General features: G+C 41.8%; 14 protein-coding genes. All 14 read left to right on the top strand.

Annotated elements, in window-relative coordinates:
- The first annotated feature begins 85 nt into the window (after positions 1-85).
- The 14 genes from rimP (at position 86) to PULV_RS03620 (ending at position 17,241) form a co-directional block, all read left to right on the top strand.
- The gene (gene rimP / locus PULV_RS03685) at positions 86-541 is read left to right on the top strand and encodes a ribosome maturation factor RimP (RefSeq protein ID WP_193330952.1); all 456 of its coding nucleotides are present in this window, start codon (positions 86-88) and stop codon (positions 539-541) included.
- 39 nt (positions 542-580) lie between these two features.
- On the top strand, positions 581-2,077 hold the full coding sequence (gene nusA / locus PULV_RS03680; RefSeq protein WP_193330951.1) for a transcription termination factor NusA: 1,497 nt from the start codon (positions 581-583) through the stop codon (positions 2,075-2,077).
- A gap of 25 nt (positions 2,078-2,102) precedes the next feature.
- Entirely contained in the window at positions 2,103-4,751 is a 2,649-nt protein-coding gene (infB, locus tag PULV_RS03675) for a translation initiation factor IF-2 (RefSeq protein ID WP_086742897.1), read from the top strand.
- A 99-nt stretch (positions 4,752-4,850) separates the two neighbouring features.
- Positions 4,851-5,267, top strand: coding sequence for a 30S ribosome-binding factor RbfA (gene rbfA / locus PULV_RS03670; protein ID WP_086742898.1), 417 nt, complete (start codon positions 4,851-4,853; stop codon positions 5,265-5,267).
- Positions 5,267-6,217: a tRNA pseudouridine(55) synthase TruB gene (gene truB, locus PULV_RS03665; RefSeq protein WP_086742899.1), complete on the top strand. Its 951-nt coding sequence runs from the start codon at positions 5,267-5,269 to the stop codon at positions 6,215-6,217. The genes rbfA and truB overlap by 1 nt, the downstream gene beginning before the upstream one ends.
- Before the next feature lie 110 nt (positions 6,218-6,327).
- Entirely contained in the window at positions 6,328-6,597 is a 270-nt protein-coding gene (gene rpsO / locus PULV_RS03660) for a 30S ribosomal protein S15 (RefSeq protein WP_086742900.1), read from the top strand.
- A 206-nt stretch (positions 6,598-6,803) separates the two neighbouring features.
- A complete protein-coding gene (gene pnp / locus PULV_RS03655) occupies positions 6,804-8,933 on the top strand; it encodes a polyribonucleotide nucleotidyltransferase (protein ID WP_086742901.1) in 2,130 nt (709 codons plus the stop codon).
- 155 nt (positions 8,934-9,088) lie between these two features.
- Positions 9,089-9,964: a lipoprotein NlpI gene (gene nlpI, locus PULV_RS03650; RefSeq protein ID WP_193330950.1), complete on the top strand. Its 876-nt coding sequence runs from the start codon at positions 9,089-9,091 to the stop codon at positions 9,962-9,964.
- A 53-nt stretch (positions 9,965-10,017) separates the two neighbouring features.
- The gene (locus PULV_RS03645) at positions 10,018-11,547 is read left to right on the top strand and encodes a sel1 repeat family protein (RefSeq protein WP_193330949.1); all 1,530 of its coding nucleotides are present in this window, start codon (positions 10,018-10,020) and stop codon (positions 11,545-11,547) included.
- Positions 11,548-11,770: 223 nt separating this feature from the next.
- Positions 11,771-14,563: a monovalent cation/H+ antiporter subunit A gene (locus PULV_RS03640; RefSeq protein WP_193331253.1), complete on the top strand. Its 2,793-nt coding sequence runs from the start codon at positions 11,771-11,773 to the stop codon at positions 14,561-14,563.
- The gene (locus tag PULV_RS03635; protein WP_086742904.1) at positions 14,563-14,928 is read left to right on the top strand and encodes a Na+/H+ antiporter subunit C; all 366 of its coding nucleotides are present in this window, start codon (positions 14,563-14,565) and stop codon (positions 14,926-14,928) included. Before PULV_RS03640 ends, PULV_RS03635 begins: the two co-directional genes overlap by 1 nt.
- Positions 14,928-16,445: a monovalent cation/H+ antiporter subunit D gene (locus PULV_RS03630; RefSeq protein ID WP_086742905.1), complete on the top strand. Its 1,518-nt coding sequence runs from the start codon at positions 14,928-14,930 to the stop codon at positions 16,443-16,445. Before PULV_RS03635 ends, PULV_RS03630 begins: the two co-directional genes overlap by 1 nt.
- Positions 16,442-16,978, top strand: coding sequence for a Na+/H+ antiporter subunit E (locus tag PULV_RS03625; RefSeq protein ID WP_086742906.1), 537 nt, complete (start codon positions 16,442-16,444; stop codon positions 16,976-16,978). The genes PULV_RS03630 and PULV_RS03625 overlap by 4 nt, the downstream gene beginning before the upstream one ends.
- Entirely contained in the window at positions 16,972-17,241 is a 270-nt protein-coding gene (locus PULV_RS03620) for a K+/H+ antiporter subunit F (protein ID WP_086742907.1), read from the top strand. Before PULV_RS03625 ends, PULV_RS03620 begins: the two co-directional genes overlap by 7 nt.
- Positions 17,242-17,244 lie beyond the last annotated feature (3 nt).

Here is a 17,244-nt window from a genome sequence, read left to right as displayed (position 1 = left end):
CGCTTGGTACGGGGCGTTGTTGTTTCTAAACCTAACTAAGATTCTAGGGCTATAAGCCCTTTTTTTGTTTGTATGGAGGATTTTTGTGACTAAGCTCGAGCAAGATATTATTGCAATGTTAGAGCCTTCAATCGAAGCGTTAGGCTTCGAATTACTAGGGCTTGAACTCGCACAAGCGGGTCGTCACTCGACATTGCGCATTTATATTGATCATGCTGATGGCATTAATGTTGATAATTGTGCCGAGGTGAGTCGCCAAGTGAGTGCGATTCTCGATGTCGAAGATCCAATTACAAATGAATATAATTTGGAAGTTTCTTCTCCTGGTGTTGATCGTCCACTATTCAAACCAGAACACTTTACAAAAGCGCAAGGCGAAGAAATTCGCTTAAGAACAAAGCTTCCGCAAGATGGTCGTCGTAATTTTAAAGGCGATCTAGTTACAGTTGAAGGTGATATGTTAACGCTAAGCATTGATAATAAAGACGTGCTCGTCATGTTAAGCAATGTAGAAAAAGCAAACATTATCGCTAAATTTTAATTCGAGTGCGAAAGGAATAGGGCAAGCGAGGCATTACACATGGCAAAAGAGATATTATTGGTAGCAGAAGCTGTCTCCAATGAGAAAGCAGTCCCAAAAGAAAAAATATTTGAAGCATTAGAGTTTGCATTAGCAACAGCGACAAAAAAGAAACACGATGGTGATATTGACGTTCGTGTTTGTATCGATCGTAAAACAGGTGCATACGACACTTTCCGTCGTTGGGAAGTTGTTGATGACCGTGAAGGTGGGTTAGAAAACCCGTACCGTGAAATTACAATTGAAGCCGCTAAATATGATGACCCTAACATCGTTTTAGGTGATTTCATTGAAGAGCAAATCGAGTCAATTAAGTTTGACCGAATCACGACGCAAACAGCAAAACAAGTCATCGTGCAAAAAGTACGTGAAGCTGAGCGTGCGTTGATTGTTGAAGCGTATCAAGATCAAGAAGGTGAAATGGTCACTGGCGTAGTAAAGAAAGCCAGCCGTGAAGCAATCGTTCTTGATTTAGGTAATAACGCTGAAGCAGTAATTTACCGTGACGACATGTTACCACGTGAGAATTTCCGCCCAGGCGATCGTATCCGTGGTTTGTTATATGCCGTTAAACCAGAAGCTCGTGGCGCGCAATTATTTGTCACCCGCTCAAAACCAGAAATGCTCATTGAATTATTCCGCATCGAAGTGCCAGAAATTGGCGAAGAGATGATAGAAATTCGTGGTGCAGCTCGCGATCCTGGTTCTCGCGCTAAAATAGCGGTTAAATCAAACGATAAGCGTATCGACCCTGTTGGTGCGTGTGTCGGAATGCGTGGTGCACGTGTTCAAGCGGTCTCTACGGAATTAGGTGGTGAGCGCATTGATATCGTTCTTTATGATGATAACCCTGCACAGTTTGTTATCAATGCAATGGCGCCTGCGGAAGTTGCATCGATTGTAATGGATGAAGATTCTCGTTCAATGGATATTGCTGTTGAATCAGATAACCTTGCACAAGCAATTGGTCGTAATGGTCAAAATGTTCGTCTAGCAAGCCAATTAACTGGCTGGGAACTCAACGTAATGACCGTTGATGAGATGAATAAAAAGAACGAAGAAGAATCATGTAAGGTTCTTAAAGTATTCACTGAAGGCTTAGATATTGATGAAGACTTCGCTCAATTATTAATTGACGAAGGTTTTTCAACTCTTGAAGAGGTAGCTTATGTGCCTACATCTGAGTTTTTAGAAATCGATGGTCTAGATGAAGAGACTGTTGAAGAGCTTCGTGCTCGTGCTAAAGCGTCGTTAACGACACAAGCTTTAGCAAATGAAGAATCTTTAGAAGGTGCAGAGCCTGCTGAAGATTTACTAAGCCTTGAAGGTTTAGAAAGACATTTAGCTTTTGTATTAGCAAGTAAAGGTGTTATTACACTTGAAGACTTAGCTGAGCAAGGCGTAGACGAATTAGTTGATATTACAGAGCTTTCAGAAGAGAAAGCCGGTGAGCTTATTATGGCTGCACGTAATATTTGCTGGTTTGGTGACGAATAATTTATTGACGGAGGTAACAAATACGATGGCAGATGTAAGCATTGATAAGCTAGCCAGTGACATAGGTACAACGGTTGATAAATTAGTCCAACAGTTTTCAGAAGCAGGGATTAGTAAAACAGCCACTTCGCAAGTGACTGATGCGGAAAAAACCGAATTACTGGATCACCTAAGCAAGCAACATGGTGGAGCAGGTTCAAATGAACCGGCTCGCATGACTTTACAACGCAAGAGCAAAAGCACATTAAGTGTGGGCGGTGCGGGTAAAGGTAAATCTGTGCAAGTTGAAGTGCGCAAAAAGCGCACGTATGTGAAAAAAAGCTCCATTGAAGAGCAGCAGCAACAAGAGCAAGCACAGCTAGAAGCGGAGCGTTTAGCCAAAGAAGCTGAACTTAAATTGAAGCAAGAAGAAGCAGAGCGTAAAGCTAAAGCCGAAGCAGAACGAAAAGCAAAAGAAGAAGCGGATCGTAAAGCAGCTGAAGCAAAGCGTATTGCCCAAGAGAAAGCAAAGAATAACGTGACAAACCAAAAAGTTGATAAAGGCCGTTCGGCCCAAGATAAACTCGAGGCGGAGCGTTTACAGCGTGAAGCAGAAGAAGCCACCCGTAAAAAGCTTGAAGAAGAAGCTAAACGTGTTGCCGAAGAAGCGCGCATTTTAGCTGAGCAAAATTCAGCTCGTTGGAAGCAAGAAGAAGAAGAGCGTAAAAAACGCGAAGAATCTTCAGATTTCCACCTTACGACATCAACGACGGCTCGTGCCGCTGAAGATGAATCAGACATGAAAGAAGAAAAGTCTGCTCGTCGTCGTAAAAAGAAAAAGCCTGCACCGGTTGCTGTTGACCCGCGTGGTAAAGGACGTAAAGGTAAGCTTAAAGCGCCTGCGTCATTACAACATGGATTCCAAAAGCCAACAGCTGAAGTAACACGCGAAGTACGTATTAGTGAGACAATCACAGTATCAGAACTAGCTTCTCGTATGGCTGTGAAAGGCGCTGAAGTTGTAAAAACAATGATGAAAATGGGTGACATGGTTACTATTAACCAAGTTATTGACCAAGAAACAGCACAACTTGTTGCTGAAGAAATGGGCCATAAAGTTGTTTTAGTTAAAGAGAACGAATTAGAGTTCAACGTCCTTGCTGATCGTGGTGATGCTGGGAAACAACAATCTCGTGCACCAGTTGTAACAGTAATGGGTCACGTTGACCATGGTAAAACATCAACACTTGATTACATTCGTAAAGCGAAAGTAGCATCAGGTGAAGCGGGTGGCATCACCCAGCACATTGGTGCGTACCATGTTGAAATCGGTAAAGGAATGATTACTTTCCTTGATACCCCAGGTCACGCAGCATTTACATCAATGCGTGCACGTGGTGCAAAAGCGACTGATATTGTTGTGTTGGTTGTTGCAGCAGATGATGGTGTAATGCCACAAACAATTGAAGCGGTACAGCATGCTAAAGCGGCTGAAGTCCCATTAATTGTTGCTGTAAATAAAATCGATAAAGAAGGGTCTGATCCTGATCGCGTTAAAAATGAACTTTCACAGCATGATGTAATCCCAGAAGATTGGGGTGGAGATGTGCAGTTTGTTCATATTTCTGCAAAAACAGGTGAGAACATTGATGACTTACTTGAAGCCATTTTAATGCAAGCAGAGCTACTTGAGTTAACTGCTGACCATGATGGCATGGCATCAGGTGTTGTTATTGAGTCGCGTCTTGATAAAGGCCGTGGTCCAGTTGCATCTATCTTGGTTCAAGCCGGTACGCTTAAGCAAGGCGATATCGTGTTATGTGGCCTTGAGTATGGTCGTGTTCGTGCGATGCGTGATGAAAATGGTAAGCCAATTGAAAGTGCTGGCCCATCTATTCCGGTTGAAGTACTTGGTTTATCAGGCGTTCCAGCTGCAGGTGATGAAGCAACAGTTGTTAAAGACGAGCGTAAAGCACGTGAAGTCGCCTTATATCGTCAAGGTAAATTCCGCGATGTTAAATTAGCGCGTCAACAGAAATCGAAACTTGAAAACATGTTTACGAACATGACCGAAGGTGATGTTTCTGAAGTGAACGTGGTACTTAAAGCGGACGTACAAGGCTCGGTTGAAGCGATTGCTGATGCACTTCTTAAATTATCGACTGATGAAGTGAAAGTGAAAATTGTTGGTAGCGGTGTAGGTGGTATCACTGAAACTGATGCAACACTTGCTGCTGCATCTAATGCAATCGTTGTTGGCTTTAACGTTCGTGCTGATGCCTCTGCACGTAAAGTGATTGACACTGAAAACTTAGATTTACGTTACTACAGCGTTATCTATCATCTAATCGATGAAGTTAAATCAGCAATGTCAGGCATGTTGGCACCAGAGTTCAAACAAGAAATCATTGGTCTTGCTGAAGTACGTGATGTCTTTAAATCACCTAAGATTGGTGCGATTGCAGGTTGTATGGTGACTGAAGGTAACATCAAACGTAACAGCCCAATTCGCGTTCTTCGTGATAATGTTGTTATTTATGAAGGTGAGCTTGAATCACTTCGTCGCTTTAAAGACGATGTACAAGAAGTCCGTAACGGGATGGAATGTGGTATCGGCGTGAAGAACTATAATGATGTTCGCGTTGGCGACCAAATTGAAGTATTTGAAACTGTAGAGATCCAACGTACTCTTTAAGTATTTGAATCAATACAAGTAAATTTAATGGGGGCGTTTGCCCCCATTAGTGCTTTAACTAGCGAGTCATTTTGACTCCTGATTATATAAGTGGTGAAAATGAGAGATTTTTCTCGTACTGATCGCGTAGGTCAGCAAATTCAAAAAGAAATTGCGGTCATCCTACAAAGAGAAATTAAAGATCCGCGTTTAGGTATGGCGACAGTTTCGGCTGTTGAAGTGTCAAGAGATTTGGCTTATGCCAAAGTTTTTGTGACGATTCTTAATACTGCAGACGAAGACAAAACTAAAGAAAGCATTGCAATTCTTAATGAAGCAACGGGTTATATTCGTTCTTTATTAGGGAAGCGAATTCGAGCACGTATCATGCCCGATTTAAAGTTTGTGCTTGATAGCTCATTACTAGATGGGATGAGAATGTCTAATTTGGTTGATCAAGTGATCCGTGAAGATAAGAAAAAGCGTGGTGATGATCTGAATATTGCAGACGAACCAAGCCCAGAAGATGATAAATAATGGCTAGAAAATTAAAAGGCCGTCCTGTGGACGGCATTTTTTTGTTAGATAAATCAATTGGTCTGTCATCTAACCGAGCATTACAGCAGCTTAAGCATTTATACGGTGCACAAAAAGCAGGCCATACTGGTGCATTAGATCCTCTGGCGACAGGTATGCTGCCAATTTGTTTGGGTGAAGCGACCAAATTTTCTCAGTTTTTGCTCGATACAGATAAAACCTATGTGGTAAGAGCAAAGCTTGGTGTGAGAACAACCACCTCAGATTCGGATGGTGAGGTTGTCTCGCAAAAGCCTGTCTCGGTTAATCATGAGCAATTAACGAAAGCAATTGAAGGCTTTCTAGGCACAACCGACCAATATCCATCGATGTATTCAGCGCTAAAATACCAAGGGCAACCTTTGTATAAATATGCGCGTGAAGGTATTGAAGTACCAAGAAAGTGTCGAAAAATCACCGTTTTTAGTTTAACTCTTGATGAATTTGATCAAGAGAATAACGAAATACAAATGACTGCTCATGTCAGCAAAGGAACCTATATTCGGACAATTGTCGATGACTTAGGAGAAGTATTAGGGTGTGGTGCACACGTTATTATGCTGCATCGAAGTGAAGTGGGACATTATCCAGCTTCGCAAATGATGTCTTTATCTGCGTTGGAAGCCATGCTTGAAGAAGCCAAGGTTTCAGGTCCAGATGCTCACCCATTACTCGATAGCTTGTTGCTACCTATGGACACTGCGCTTGCGAATCTGCCTATTGTGACAATTAATACTGAGCAAGAAAAAGCATTCAAGAACGGTCAATGTAGCGAAATAGCTGATTTACCGGATGGTATTTTTCGTGTTGAAGTCTTACCAGAGCAGCGTTTCATTGGCTTAGGCGAACGTAATGAGCTAGGGCAACTTAAATCTAAGCGCGGACTTTCAACACATCAAGAACCTCAGTAAGGTTTTTGGTTGTAGATTATTATTTTTCTGGTAGAATTCGCCAGCTTAATCGTTTTGGCTGAATTAGTGATCGGCTGAGACACCTATTAAATATTATTTTTGGAGTTATTATGTCACTAAGTACTCAAGATAAAGCAGATATCGTAGCAAAATTCGCACGCGCTGAAGGCGACACAGGTTCACCTGAAGTTCAAGTTGCACTTTTAACTTTCGATATCAACAAGCTACAAGGTCACTTTGCAGATCACAAACACGATTTCCATTCTCGTCGTGGTTTATTACGTAAAGTTAGCCAACGTCGTAAATTGCTTGATTACCTTAAAGGTAAAGATTTAGCACGTTATGCTGCGTTAATCGCTGAGCTTGGCCTTCGTCGCTAAGAGAAAGATTGAAAAAAAGGGGCTTTTAGCCCCTTTTTTTTATTCTAAGCATCGACCATAATGTCGATGTTCAAGTATACTCACAGTCGAAATAGTACCAATTGTAGTAGTAAATCGGTCATTGCCTTGAAATATAAAGGAAAAGTACAATTTACTACTGTAATTGGTATTTCGATTAATTTAAGAAAAATGTAAAGGAATCTCCATTGCAAGCAATTATTAAAAAATTCCAATTAGGTCAACACGAAGTAACATTAGAAACAGGTGCGATCGCCCGTCAAGCAGATGGTGCAGTATTGGCTAGTATCGGTGACACATCAGTGTTAGTCACTGTTGTTGGTAAGCGTGAAGCACAAGCGGGTCAAGATTTTTTCCCGTTAACAGTTAACTATCAAGAGCGTATGTACGCTGCGGGTCGTATCCCTGGTGGTTTCTTAAAGCGTGAAGGTCGTCCAAACGATGGCGAAACATTAATCGCACGTCTTATTGACCGTCCAATTCGTCCTCTTTTCCCTAACGGTTTCGTAAACGAAGTACAAGTAATTGCTACTGTTGTTTCTGTTGATCCAGAAGTACAACCAGATATGGTTGCTATGATTGGTACTTCAGCTGCACTTGCTATTTCAGGTATTCCATTCTCAGGCCCAATTGGTGCAGCACGTGTGGGTTACATCAATGATCAATACGTTCTTAACCCAACGTTAACTGAGCTAGCTGAAAGTAAGTTAGACCTTGTTGTAGCCGGTACTGATAACGCAGTATTAATGGTTGAGTCAGAAGCAGATGTACTTGCTGAAGAAGTGATGCTTGGTGCCGTTGTATATGGTCATGAGCAATCTCAAGCGATTATCAATGCAATTAATGAATTTAAAGCTGAAGCTGGCAAGCCTGCATGGGATTGGTCTGCTCCAGAGAAAAACGTTGCTCTTGAAGAGAAAGTTGCGGCACTTGCTGCTGAGAAAGTAGGTGAAGCATATCGTATTACTGATAAAGTAGCGCGCAAAGAAGCATTAACTGCAACAAAAGATGCAGTTATTGAAGCACTTACAGCTGAACTTGCTGAAGATGAGACTCTTGATAAGCAAGAAGTATCAAAAGTATTTGGTTCATTAGAGAAGAAAATCGTTCGTGGCCGTATCACAGCGGGCGAAAAACGTATCGATGGTCGTGAACCAGATATGATCCGTGCCCTTGATGTAATGACGGGTGTATTACCTCGAACTCATGGTTCTGCTATCTTTACACGTGGTGAAACTCAAGCACTTGTTACTGCAACGTTAGGTACAGAACGTGATTCTCAGTTAATCGATGATTTAACCGGTACTCACAAGAACCACTTCATGCTTAACTATAACTTCCCTCCGTTCTGTGTTGGGGAAACTGGTTTTGTAGGCTCACCTAAGCGTCGTGAAATCGGTCACGGTAACTTAGCAAAACGTGGTATCCAAGCAGTTCTTCCAACATTAACTGAATTCCCATATTCAATTCGTGTGGTATCTGAAATCACTGAATCAAATGGTTCATCTTCAATGGCTTCTGTATGTGGTACGTCACTTGCGCTTATGAATGCAGGTGTACCAATCAAAGCATCTGTTGCTGGTATTGCGATGGGTCTAGTGAAAGAAGAAGAAAACTTTGTTGTTTTATCAGATATCTTAGGTGATGAAGATCACTTAGGTGATATGGACTTTAAAGTTGCAGGTACTCAAAACGGTATTACTGCGCTTCAAATGGATATTAAGATCGAAGGTATCACCCAAGAGATCATGCAAATTGCACTTAAGCAAGCAAAAGCAGCACGTATCCATATCTTAGGTGTAATGGATGAAGCCATTGCTGCACCTTCTGAAGAGTTGTCACAATTCGCTCCGCGTATTTATACAATGACTATTCCTCCGAAGAAGATTGCAGAAGTAATTGGTAAAGGTGGCGCAACAATCCGTCAGCTAACTGAAGAAACTGGCACTACCATCGAAATCGAAGATGATGGCACAATCAAAATTGCTGCAACAGACGGCATTAGCGCACAAAACGCAATCTCTCGTATCGAGCAGTTAACGGCTGAGCTTGAAGTAGGTACTATCTACGAAGGTAAAGTTGTACGCTTAGTTGATTTCGGTGCATTTGTTAATGTATTACCAGGTAAAGATGGCCTAGTTCACATTTCTCAAATCAGTGAAGAGCGTGTTAATAACGTTGCAGACCACTTATCAGTTGGCCAAGAAGTAAAGGTTAAAGTTGTTGAAGTTGACCGTCAAGGCCGTGTACGTTTAAGTATCAAAGAAGCAATGGCGCCAGCAAAAGAAGCGGCTCCAGCAAGTGAACCAGAAGCATAATTGCTGATTTTCACATAAGAAATAATTAAGGGGCTGTAAGGCCCCTTTTTTTATGCTCTAATGGAGAACTATTTAGCAGTGAGAGATTCTAATGCTAAGGTCGGTTTTTGCTTGATGACTGCCAATAATAGAAGTTAAATACGTTAAGGAATTCAATGCGCTTAAAAAAAATTGCTGTTTTGTCACTACTTAGTGGCTTAATGATGGGTTGTAGTCTGACTTCAGACTCACAAGATAAAGCTGTGGTGAATGTTGCCTTTGCAACACCATTATCGACAGACTTTCGTAGTGAAATTGCAATAGCGCGTTATTCAGAATTGCTGTACCGCACCAACTTAACCGATGAGCAAAAAGCGCAGCTTTTATATGACCGAGGTGTCTTGTACGACAGTCTTGGTTTATCAACATTGGCTCGAATTGACTTTAATCGCACTTTAAACTTAAAACCAGACTTACCTGAGGTGTATAACTTTTTAGGGATCCATTACACCTTAATGCAGCAGTACGATAAAGCCTATGAAATGTTTGATGCGGTTTTAGATCTCAAAGCTGAACATGAATATGCTTACTTAAATCGTGGTATCGCTTTGTATTATGGGCAACGGCCGCAATTGGCAGAGCAAGATTTTGATGCTTTTTTAGCCTTGGCCCCGAGTGATCCTTATCGAGTCGTTTGGCGTTATTTAGCGCAAAAAGAATTAGATCCTATAACGGCACAACAACAATTGATGAGTGCGAGCAGTCAATTAGATGAAACAACTTGGGCGTACCAATTGATTCAATTGTATTCTGGGGAGTTGTCTGAGGATACTTTTTTAGCCCAATTGGATGAAGGAGTGTCTTCTGAGCAAGAATTTGCCGAGCGTTTGTGTGAAGCGTATTTTTATCTTGCCAAAAAGCACTTATCTGCGGGGAATGTTCGTAGTGCAGAAGATTACTTTAAACTTTCGTTATCCACTAATGTCCATGAGTTTGTTGAATATAAATATGCGCGTTTAGAGCTAGAGCTTTTATATTCACACAGTGAGTAATGATTAACGCAACTGCCTTTTTTAAATTAAAACCAGTCTCAAGGGGCTGGTTTTTGTGTTTTATTTTCTGTGTATTGTCCCAAATTCGAGCAAGCGACAGCGATTATAGCTTGGCGCAGTATCATTTTTTGCAAGGTGCGATGGGATATGCGCCTTGGCTCGTTAGCCAACATCAAGTGCCAAAACAAGCCTATCAACATATTGCTTTGGCTAAAACGTTAGCTCGTCATGATGATCAACAGGCTTTATATCAATTAGCAGAGCACTATGAGCAAGTTTCAAAACCAGCCTTTAGTGAGACGTATTATAAACAATTGCTTGCACTGCCGTTGTCACCGCGCGCACGTCGCGGCGCTCGCCAAACTATTGCGCAGTTTTATCATCGTCAAAAAAATTGGTCTTCATTGGCTGAGTTTGTTCAAGCAGATGATCCCGCGCTCTGGTCTTTTCGAAGTGCGTTTGAGCTAGGGCAAGATTGGCATCAAGCCCCAAGCGATGTTCAAGCTAGTTTAAGGCAACTTATTGCGTATCCAATTGTTCATACAGTGTCAGAGTTAAGTATGTTGCCTGATTGCCCGATTACAGTGGTGCCGGTGATATCCGATGTTGTTTCTGGACAGCATTGGTTACGATTACACAACATTTTTATTACGGATCCACAATTAAGTCAGCTGCCGGTATGTTTTACTGAAATTTTATATCAGAATAAACAACAACTTGGCTGTGAAAATACAACAGAGCAGCAGGCGATCGAATGCCAATTAACTGGATTAACTCAAAGCCGTGAATGGCCAGCTGGAATTCGGAACTTGATTGTATTGAGCGATACAGGTAAAGCGAATGTGAACCAAGGGATCTTGTACTTAAACAAACTCAGTAGTTTCGAGGTGTATAAACACGAATGGATGCATTTGTTAGGTCTTGAAGATGAATATCGATTATCGAAACAAAGCAGTCAAACACGTTGTCGATTAGTCAATCCATTAAGCCAGCTACATTATCAGGTCAATACGGTTGCAGAGGGGGCGTTATACCCTGTGTCGACGTGTGATGAAAGTTATATTAATGCGTTTAAAGCAATTTCAGCTGCGACTATCATGGAGTTTTTAGATAAACCTTTACCCCAAGCATACTTAGATAAAGCACGTTCAAATATCACTGTTCAACGCAGTCAATTAGAGGTCTTTAGTCGTGCGATGTTTAAGCGAACAAATGATCTTTACTGGCTCAACTATGGTGTTGCTCTCGGTTTTCAGGGGAGTTATTTGCAGTATGCTTTGTTTTTAGAAGAAAAAGGGCAAATAAAACAAGCCACTGTGTATTTAAAGTTGGCCTCAGATTGGCCGCTTGCAAAGTCAACTATTGCTCGGCTGTTTTATCAACAAGGGGATAAGTTACAAGCTCGGTTTTGGTATGCACAAGCTGCTAAACAAGGGGATAGTTATGGCGAGTATTTTTATGCCAAAATGCTCGCGAATGGCGAAGGAGGCAAAATGGATAAAGCCGCAGCTCAAGCATTGTTGCAACGTGCTGCGTCAAAAGGCAATCCACTGGCTCAAAAATCCACACAGATCGCACTATAAGTAATCAATAAAGTACTTTTATCTTACAAAAATTGATTTTCATCTATATATCTATCGGCATTAATATTAAAAGTGATATGATTTCAAAGCGATAAATTTTAATACTCCTTTGGTAGTTTTTAGCATCGAAGTGAGTGATGACTCTTTATTAAAAGGAAAGGTTTTGTTATTTATTGCTATAACTAATATGTTAAACATTGAATTAAGGAAATAAAATAACGTGATAGCTTTATTATGGATCCCCTTACTTTCATTGTTCGGAAGTATCCTCGCAGGTCTGAGCGGCCGCTTTGGTCGTACAACATGCACTTGGCTCACGGCATTAACCCCTTTTATTGCCTTAATGATTGCCTTCAATTATTCATCTGCTGTCTTTGCTGGTGAGACGTTACTGTATCATCTCGATTGGATCCCAGCGCTTGGCATTGAACTGTCGTTTCGTTTAGATGGTTTGTCTTTATTATTTGTTTACATGATCTTAGGTATTGGCTTGTTGGTGATTTTATACGCTCGCTATTATCTGAGTGAAAATGACTCCATGGCAAAGTTTTTTGCTTTTTTAATGCTGTTTATGACCGCGATGCTGGGCATCGTTTTATCAAATAATGTTATTCAGTTATGGGTCTTTTGGGAATTAACCAGTATTAGCTCGTTCCTGTTGATTAGTTTTTGGTGGCAAAAATCAGAGGCACGCCGTGGTGCCCGTATGGCACTGACTGTCACTGGTGCAGGTGGATTAGCTTTACTTGCAGGTTTATTACTCCTGGGCAATATTGTCGGTAGTTATGATCTAGGCGTCATTTTACAAAGTGGTGAGTTAATTAAACAACATGAGCTATATGTTGCAACTCTTGGACTGATTTTACTTGGTGCCTTTACCAAATCAGCACAATTCCCATTTCATTTTTGGTTACCACATGCGATGGCGGCCCCAACGCCTGTTAGCGCTTACTTACATTCTGCCACTATGGTTAAGGCTGGTATATTCTTATTGGCACGTTTTCATCCGGCATTAGCAGGGACTGAGTTTTGGTTCATGTTTGTTGGCTTAACCGGCTTAGCGACGTTATCCTTTGGTGCCTATATGGCGCTATTTAAGCATGATCTTAAAGGGTTATTGGCTTATTCGACAGTGAGTCATTTAGGTTTAATCACGTTATTACTCGGCTTAGATACACAGCTTGCAGTAGTTGCAGCTATTTTTCATATTATCAATCACGCGACCTTTAAAGCTTCTTTGTTTATGGCTGCTGGGATTATTGATCATGAAAGTGGCACCCGGGACATGCGTAAACTCAATGGCATGCTCAAGTTTTTACCTTACACCGCGACGCTTGCAATGGTGGCTGCGGCCTCAATGGCCGGTGTACCTTTACTAAATGGTTTCTTATCAAAAGAAATGTTCTTTGCGGAAACATTGCATCAACAAGTGCTTGGTTCGATGTCTTGGTTGATCCCTGTCGTCGCGACCTTGGCAGCTGTGTTTTCCGTTGCGTATTCGATTCGCTTTATTCACGATGTTTTCTTTAATGGTGAGCCAATCGGGTTGACTAAAACCCCGCATGAGCCACCACGTTATATGAGAATTCCCGTTGAAATATTAGTCGCACTTTGTATCGTGGTTGGGATATTTCCTAATTTTGTGGTGCACGATATTTTAAATGCCGCTTCACGTGCGGTGCTTGGGCCTGTTTTACCTGAGTACAGTTTAGCGATTTGGCATGGCTTTAACCTTCCACTATTGATGAGTGGCTTAGCGGTGCTTGGTGGATTGTTCGTTTATAGTCAACGAAAGCACTTATTTCATTTTCAAGCCTCTTTACCGAGTTTCGATGCCAAAGAGTTTTTTGAACTTCGCGTTCAGCAATTAGTGCGTTGGAGCCGTGAGTTTATTGACCGTCTTGAGAGTGGCTCATTGCAACGGTATATTCTCTTTGTGCTTATCAGTGTCATTATTTTGGCCGGTTTGCCGCTGTTTGACATGGTTCAGCTTGCCGGAACCAAGCCATTATCTGCGGTGACACCGAATGCCGCGGTTGGGGCTGGTTTATTAATTGCGGGTGCTTTAGCAACTTTGATATGGCATCAAAATAGAATGGTGGCATTGCTGACAATTTCTGTGGTTGGTTTAATGGTATCCGTTGCATTTACTCGTTACTCAGCACCCGATTTAGCATTGACTCAGCTGACAGTCGAAGTGGTGACAATTATTTTATTAATGTTGGCGTTGTTCTTTTTGCCACAAAAAACACCAAAAGAATCAAGCTCACTGAGAATTTTACGTGATCTGGCGATTGCTTCGAGTCTTGGTGTGATTGTTGGCAGCTTGTGTTATGCAATTTTGACTCGTCCATTGTCTTCTATTTCTGATTTCTTCCTTGCGAACGCTAAAATCGGTGGCGGTGGAACGAATGTCGTCAATGTCATCTTGGTTGATTTTAGGGGCTTTGATACGTTAGGTGAGATTACTGTATTAGGGATTGCCGCATTAGGAATTTACAAAATGTTGCTTAACTTGCCTTTATTTATGCCTTCGAGAGATGGTGAGGGCAGACCTTGGGCACGAGAGCGTCATCCAATTCTATTAGCGTCAATTTCGCAAAGTTTACTGCCTTTGGCCTTATTAGTGACTGTCTATATCTTCTTACGTGGTCACAACTTACCTGGTGGTGGGTTTATAGCCGGTCTTATCACCGCTATTGCTTTTATCTTGCAATACATGGCACATGGTTCGCAGTGGATTTATGACCGCTTTGATGTCAACTACCGTAAAGTGATTGCCTTTGGTATTGCGATTGCCTTTATGACAGGTTTAGGGAGTTGGTTATTTGGTCGTCCTTTCTTAACGAGCTGGTTTGAGTACTTTGATATTCCATTGGTTGGAAAAGTAGAACTGGCCAGTGCCTTAGTATTCGATTTAGGGGTGTATTTAACAGTGGTAGGCTCTGTCTTAATGATATTAGCAAGTTTAGGTAAATTGACACTCAACCAACAACCTGAAGCGGAGGGCAAGTAATGGAAGCCTTATATGCAACCTGTGTGGGTGTGTTAGTCGCGTGTGGGGTGTTTTTGTTATTACGCGCACGTACGTTTCCTGTGGTGCTCGGACTGACTATGCTCTCTTACGCCGTCAATTTATTTTTATTTTCATCGGGTCGCTTGAGTTTAAATCAAGCCGCTGTCCTTGGTTTTTCGAGTGACTATGCGGATCCTTTACCGCAAGCATTGGTGCTTACAGCTATTGTTATCGGATTCGCGATGACCGCATTTGTGGTTATTTTAGCAATACGAGGGCGAGCGGACTTAGGCACGGACCATGTTGATGGTAAAGAAACAGAAGTGACCACTTCGGTGATGCAAGAAATTAAGGAGAGCAAATAATGCATTTAGTGACGTTATCTATTTTGCTTCCAATGCTTGCTGCTGTAGTGGTGTTGCTGCCTCCGTGTGGTAAAAATACAAAAATGCGCCGTATCGCATCGGTGACTTTTGCTGTCCTAACGTTTATTGCTAGTGTGGCATTACTACTAAAAAGTTTAGAAGGGCAAGTATTAGTCTATGCCATCGGTGATTGGTCGGCTCCTTTTGGTATTGTATTAGTCGGTGATATGACATCAGCTTTATTAGTGACTTTGACGTCATTTTTAACCTTGTGTTGTGTTGTTTATTCGATAGCTGGAGATGACAAAAAAGGGAGCTTTTTTCATCCACTCATTCATTTCCTTACTTTAGGGGTGAATGGTGCATTTTTGACTGGCGACTTGTTTAATCTGTTTGTATTTTTTGAAGTGCTATTAATTGCATCATATTCATTGTTGATGCATGGCGCGGATAAGCAAAAAACCAAGGCTGCACTGCACTATGTCATCCTCAACTTAGTCGGCTCGAGTGTCTTTTTGATTGCACTTGGGGTGCTTTATGGTGTGCTCGGTACATTAAATATCGCAGATATGGCTTATAAAGTATCAATGCTCAGTGGTGATGACTTGGCACTTGCCAAAGTCGGTGGCTTACTGTTACTTATTGTTTTTGCTTTGAAAGCTGCGATTCTACCTTTGCATATGTGGTTGCCTGCGACGTACTCGGTTGCGATGCCTGTAGTGGCCGCTATGTTTGCGATTATGACTAAGGTTGGTGTCTATGCGATGTTTCGTGTTTATACCACTATTTTTGGTCGTGAAGCAGGGGAGTTGGCATTTATGGCATCTAAATGGCTTTGGCCGTTAGCGATTATTACTATGGCTGTCGGTGCGTTTGGTGTACTTGCCAGTCAAGATCTTCGTCGGTTAGTTGCACATTTGGTGGTTGTGTCAGTGGGTACTTTAGTTGCAGCTGTGGCAATGCAGTCAGTGACAGCAACTGCGGCTGCTTTATATTATGTTATTCACTCTACTTTAATGGTTGCGGCGTTATTTTTATTGGCCGAGTTAATAGCTGAACAGCGGGGCAAAGCAGGTGATCGCTTAGTGCCCGCTCGCGCAGTTGCGCAGCCATTTTTATTGGGCACATGTTTTATTGTTGCAGTGCTTTCGGTGATTGGCATGCCGCCATTTTCTGGTTTTATTGGGAAAATATGGTTTCTAAATGCGGCATTGGAAGGGGATGTTCATCTTTCATTTTGGCCCGTTTATCTTTTAGTCAGCTTATTGGTCATGATTGCGCTCAGTCGTGCAGGCTCAAATCTATTTTGGAAGCAGAGTAATGCTGAGCCAAGTGAGGAGCGAAGTCATCCTATTCAAGTGGGTGTAATTATTGTGTTGTTAGTATGCGCACCGTTGATGGTTATTTTTGCTGGTGCGATCAGTGAATTTACCTTGGCAGCTGCCAAGCAATTACATGATGTCAATGGCCATGTACATAGTGTTATTGGTCAATCTATGGAGCATGTGCCTTTATGAGATTAGAAGCAAAATTTTCCTGGTTACCCACTCCATTTAGAAGCTTGATGCTGTTTTGTGTCTGGTTATTGTTAAATAACAGTGTATCTGTGGGTCATTTAATACTTGCGACGTTTCTTGCGATTGTGATCCCACTCTTAACGTTTCGGTTTCGCGCCCCTCAGCCACTCATACTCAAGCCTGGGTTGGCCTTTAAACACTTTTTATTAGTGTTATACGATATTATTACAGCAAACGTACAAGTGGCTTTTTTGATTCTAGGCCCGACTAAGCGTTTACGTCCGGCGTTTGTTAAAATCCCACTCGACTTATCACATGAAATGCCTATTACCATTTTGGCCAGCACCGTTTCGCTGACGCCCGGTACGGTCAGTGCTGAAGTGTATCCTATTCCTGAGAAGCTTGAAAAAGGCGAAGTACCCACGGAGCGTTTTTTATTGATCCATGTACTTGATTTGGATGATGAGCAGACGTTGATCGACACAATTAAGCAGCGCTATGAGGCCCCTTTGAAGGAGATTTTTCAATGCTAGACACGGTAATTCTTATTGTATTGACTATGGTTGGCATCGCCTTGTTAATGAATTTATGGCGCTTAATTTTGGGTCCGACGCTTCCTGATCGTATTTTAGCGCTTGATACTATGTATATTAATACAATTGCTTTAATCATTTTGTATGGCATTCGAGTTGATACAAATTTGTACTTCGAAGCCGCTTTGTTGATTGCAATGCTAGGATTTGTCAGCACAGTTGCTGTGTGTAAGTTTTTACTTCGTGGCGATATCATCGAGTAACCA

This window comes from Pseudoalteromonas ulvae UL12 (genome assembly GCF_014925405.1).
Classification (GTDB): Bacteria; Pseudomonadota; Gammaproteobacteria; order Enterobacterales; family Alteromonadaceae; genus Pseudoalteromonas; species Pseudoalteromonas ulvae.
This window is presented reverse-complemented; position numbering and strand designations above follow the sequence as displayed.

Coding starts and splice junctions, on each gene's coding strand:
- PULV_RS03625 (WP_086742906.1), top strand. CDS start 16,442: ATGAGATTAGAAGCAAAATTTTCCTGGTTACCCACTCCATTTAGAAGC.
- truB (WP_086742899.1), top strand. CDS start 5,267: ATGGCTAGAAAATTAAAAGGCCGTCCTGTGGACGGCATTTTTTTGTTA.
- PULV_RS03635 (WP_086742904.1), top strand. CDS start 14,563: ATGGAAGCCTTATATGCAACCTGTGTGGGTGTGTTAGTCGCGTGTGGG.
- infB (WP_086742897.1), top strand. CDS start 2,103: ATGGCAGATGTAAGCATTGATAAGCTAGCCAGTGACATAGGTACAACG.
- rpsO (WP_086742900.1), top strand. CDS start 6,328: ATGTCACTAAGTACTCAAGATAAAGCAGATATCGTAGCAAAATTCGCA.
- rbfA (WP_086742898.1), top strand. CDS start 4,851: ATGAGAGATTTTTCTCGTACTGATCGCGTAGGTCAGCAAATTCAAAAA.
- nusA (WP_193330951.1), top strand. CDS start 581: ATGGCAAAAGAGATATTATTGGTAGCAGAAGCTGTCTCCAATGAGAAA.
- nlpI (WP_193330950.1), top strand. CDS start 9,089: ATGCGCTTAAAAAAAATTGCTGTTTTGTCACTACTTAGTGGCTTAATG.
- PULV_RS03620 (WP_086742907.1), top strand. CDS start 16,972: ATGCTAGACACGGTAATTCTTATTGTATTGACTATGGTTGGCATCGCC.
- PULV_RS03630 (WP_086742905.1), top strand. CDS start 14,928: ATGCATTTAGTGACGTTATCTATTTTGCTTCCAATGCTTGCTGCTGTA.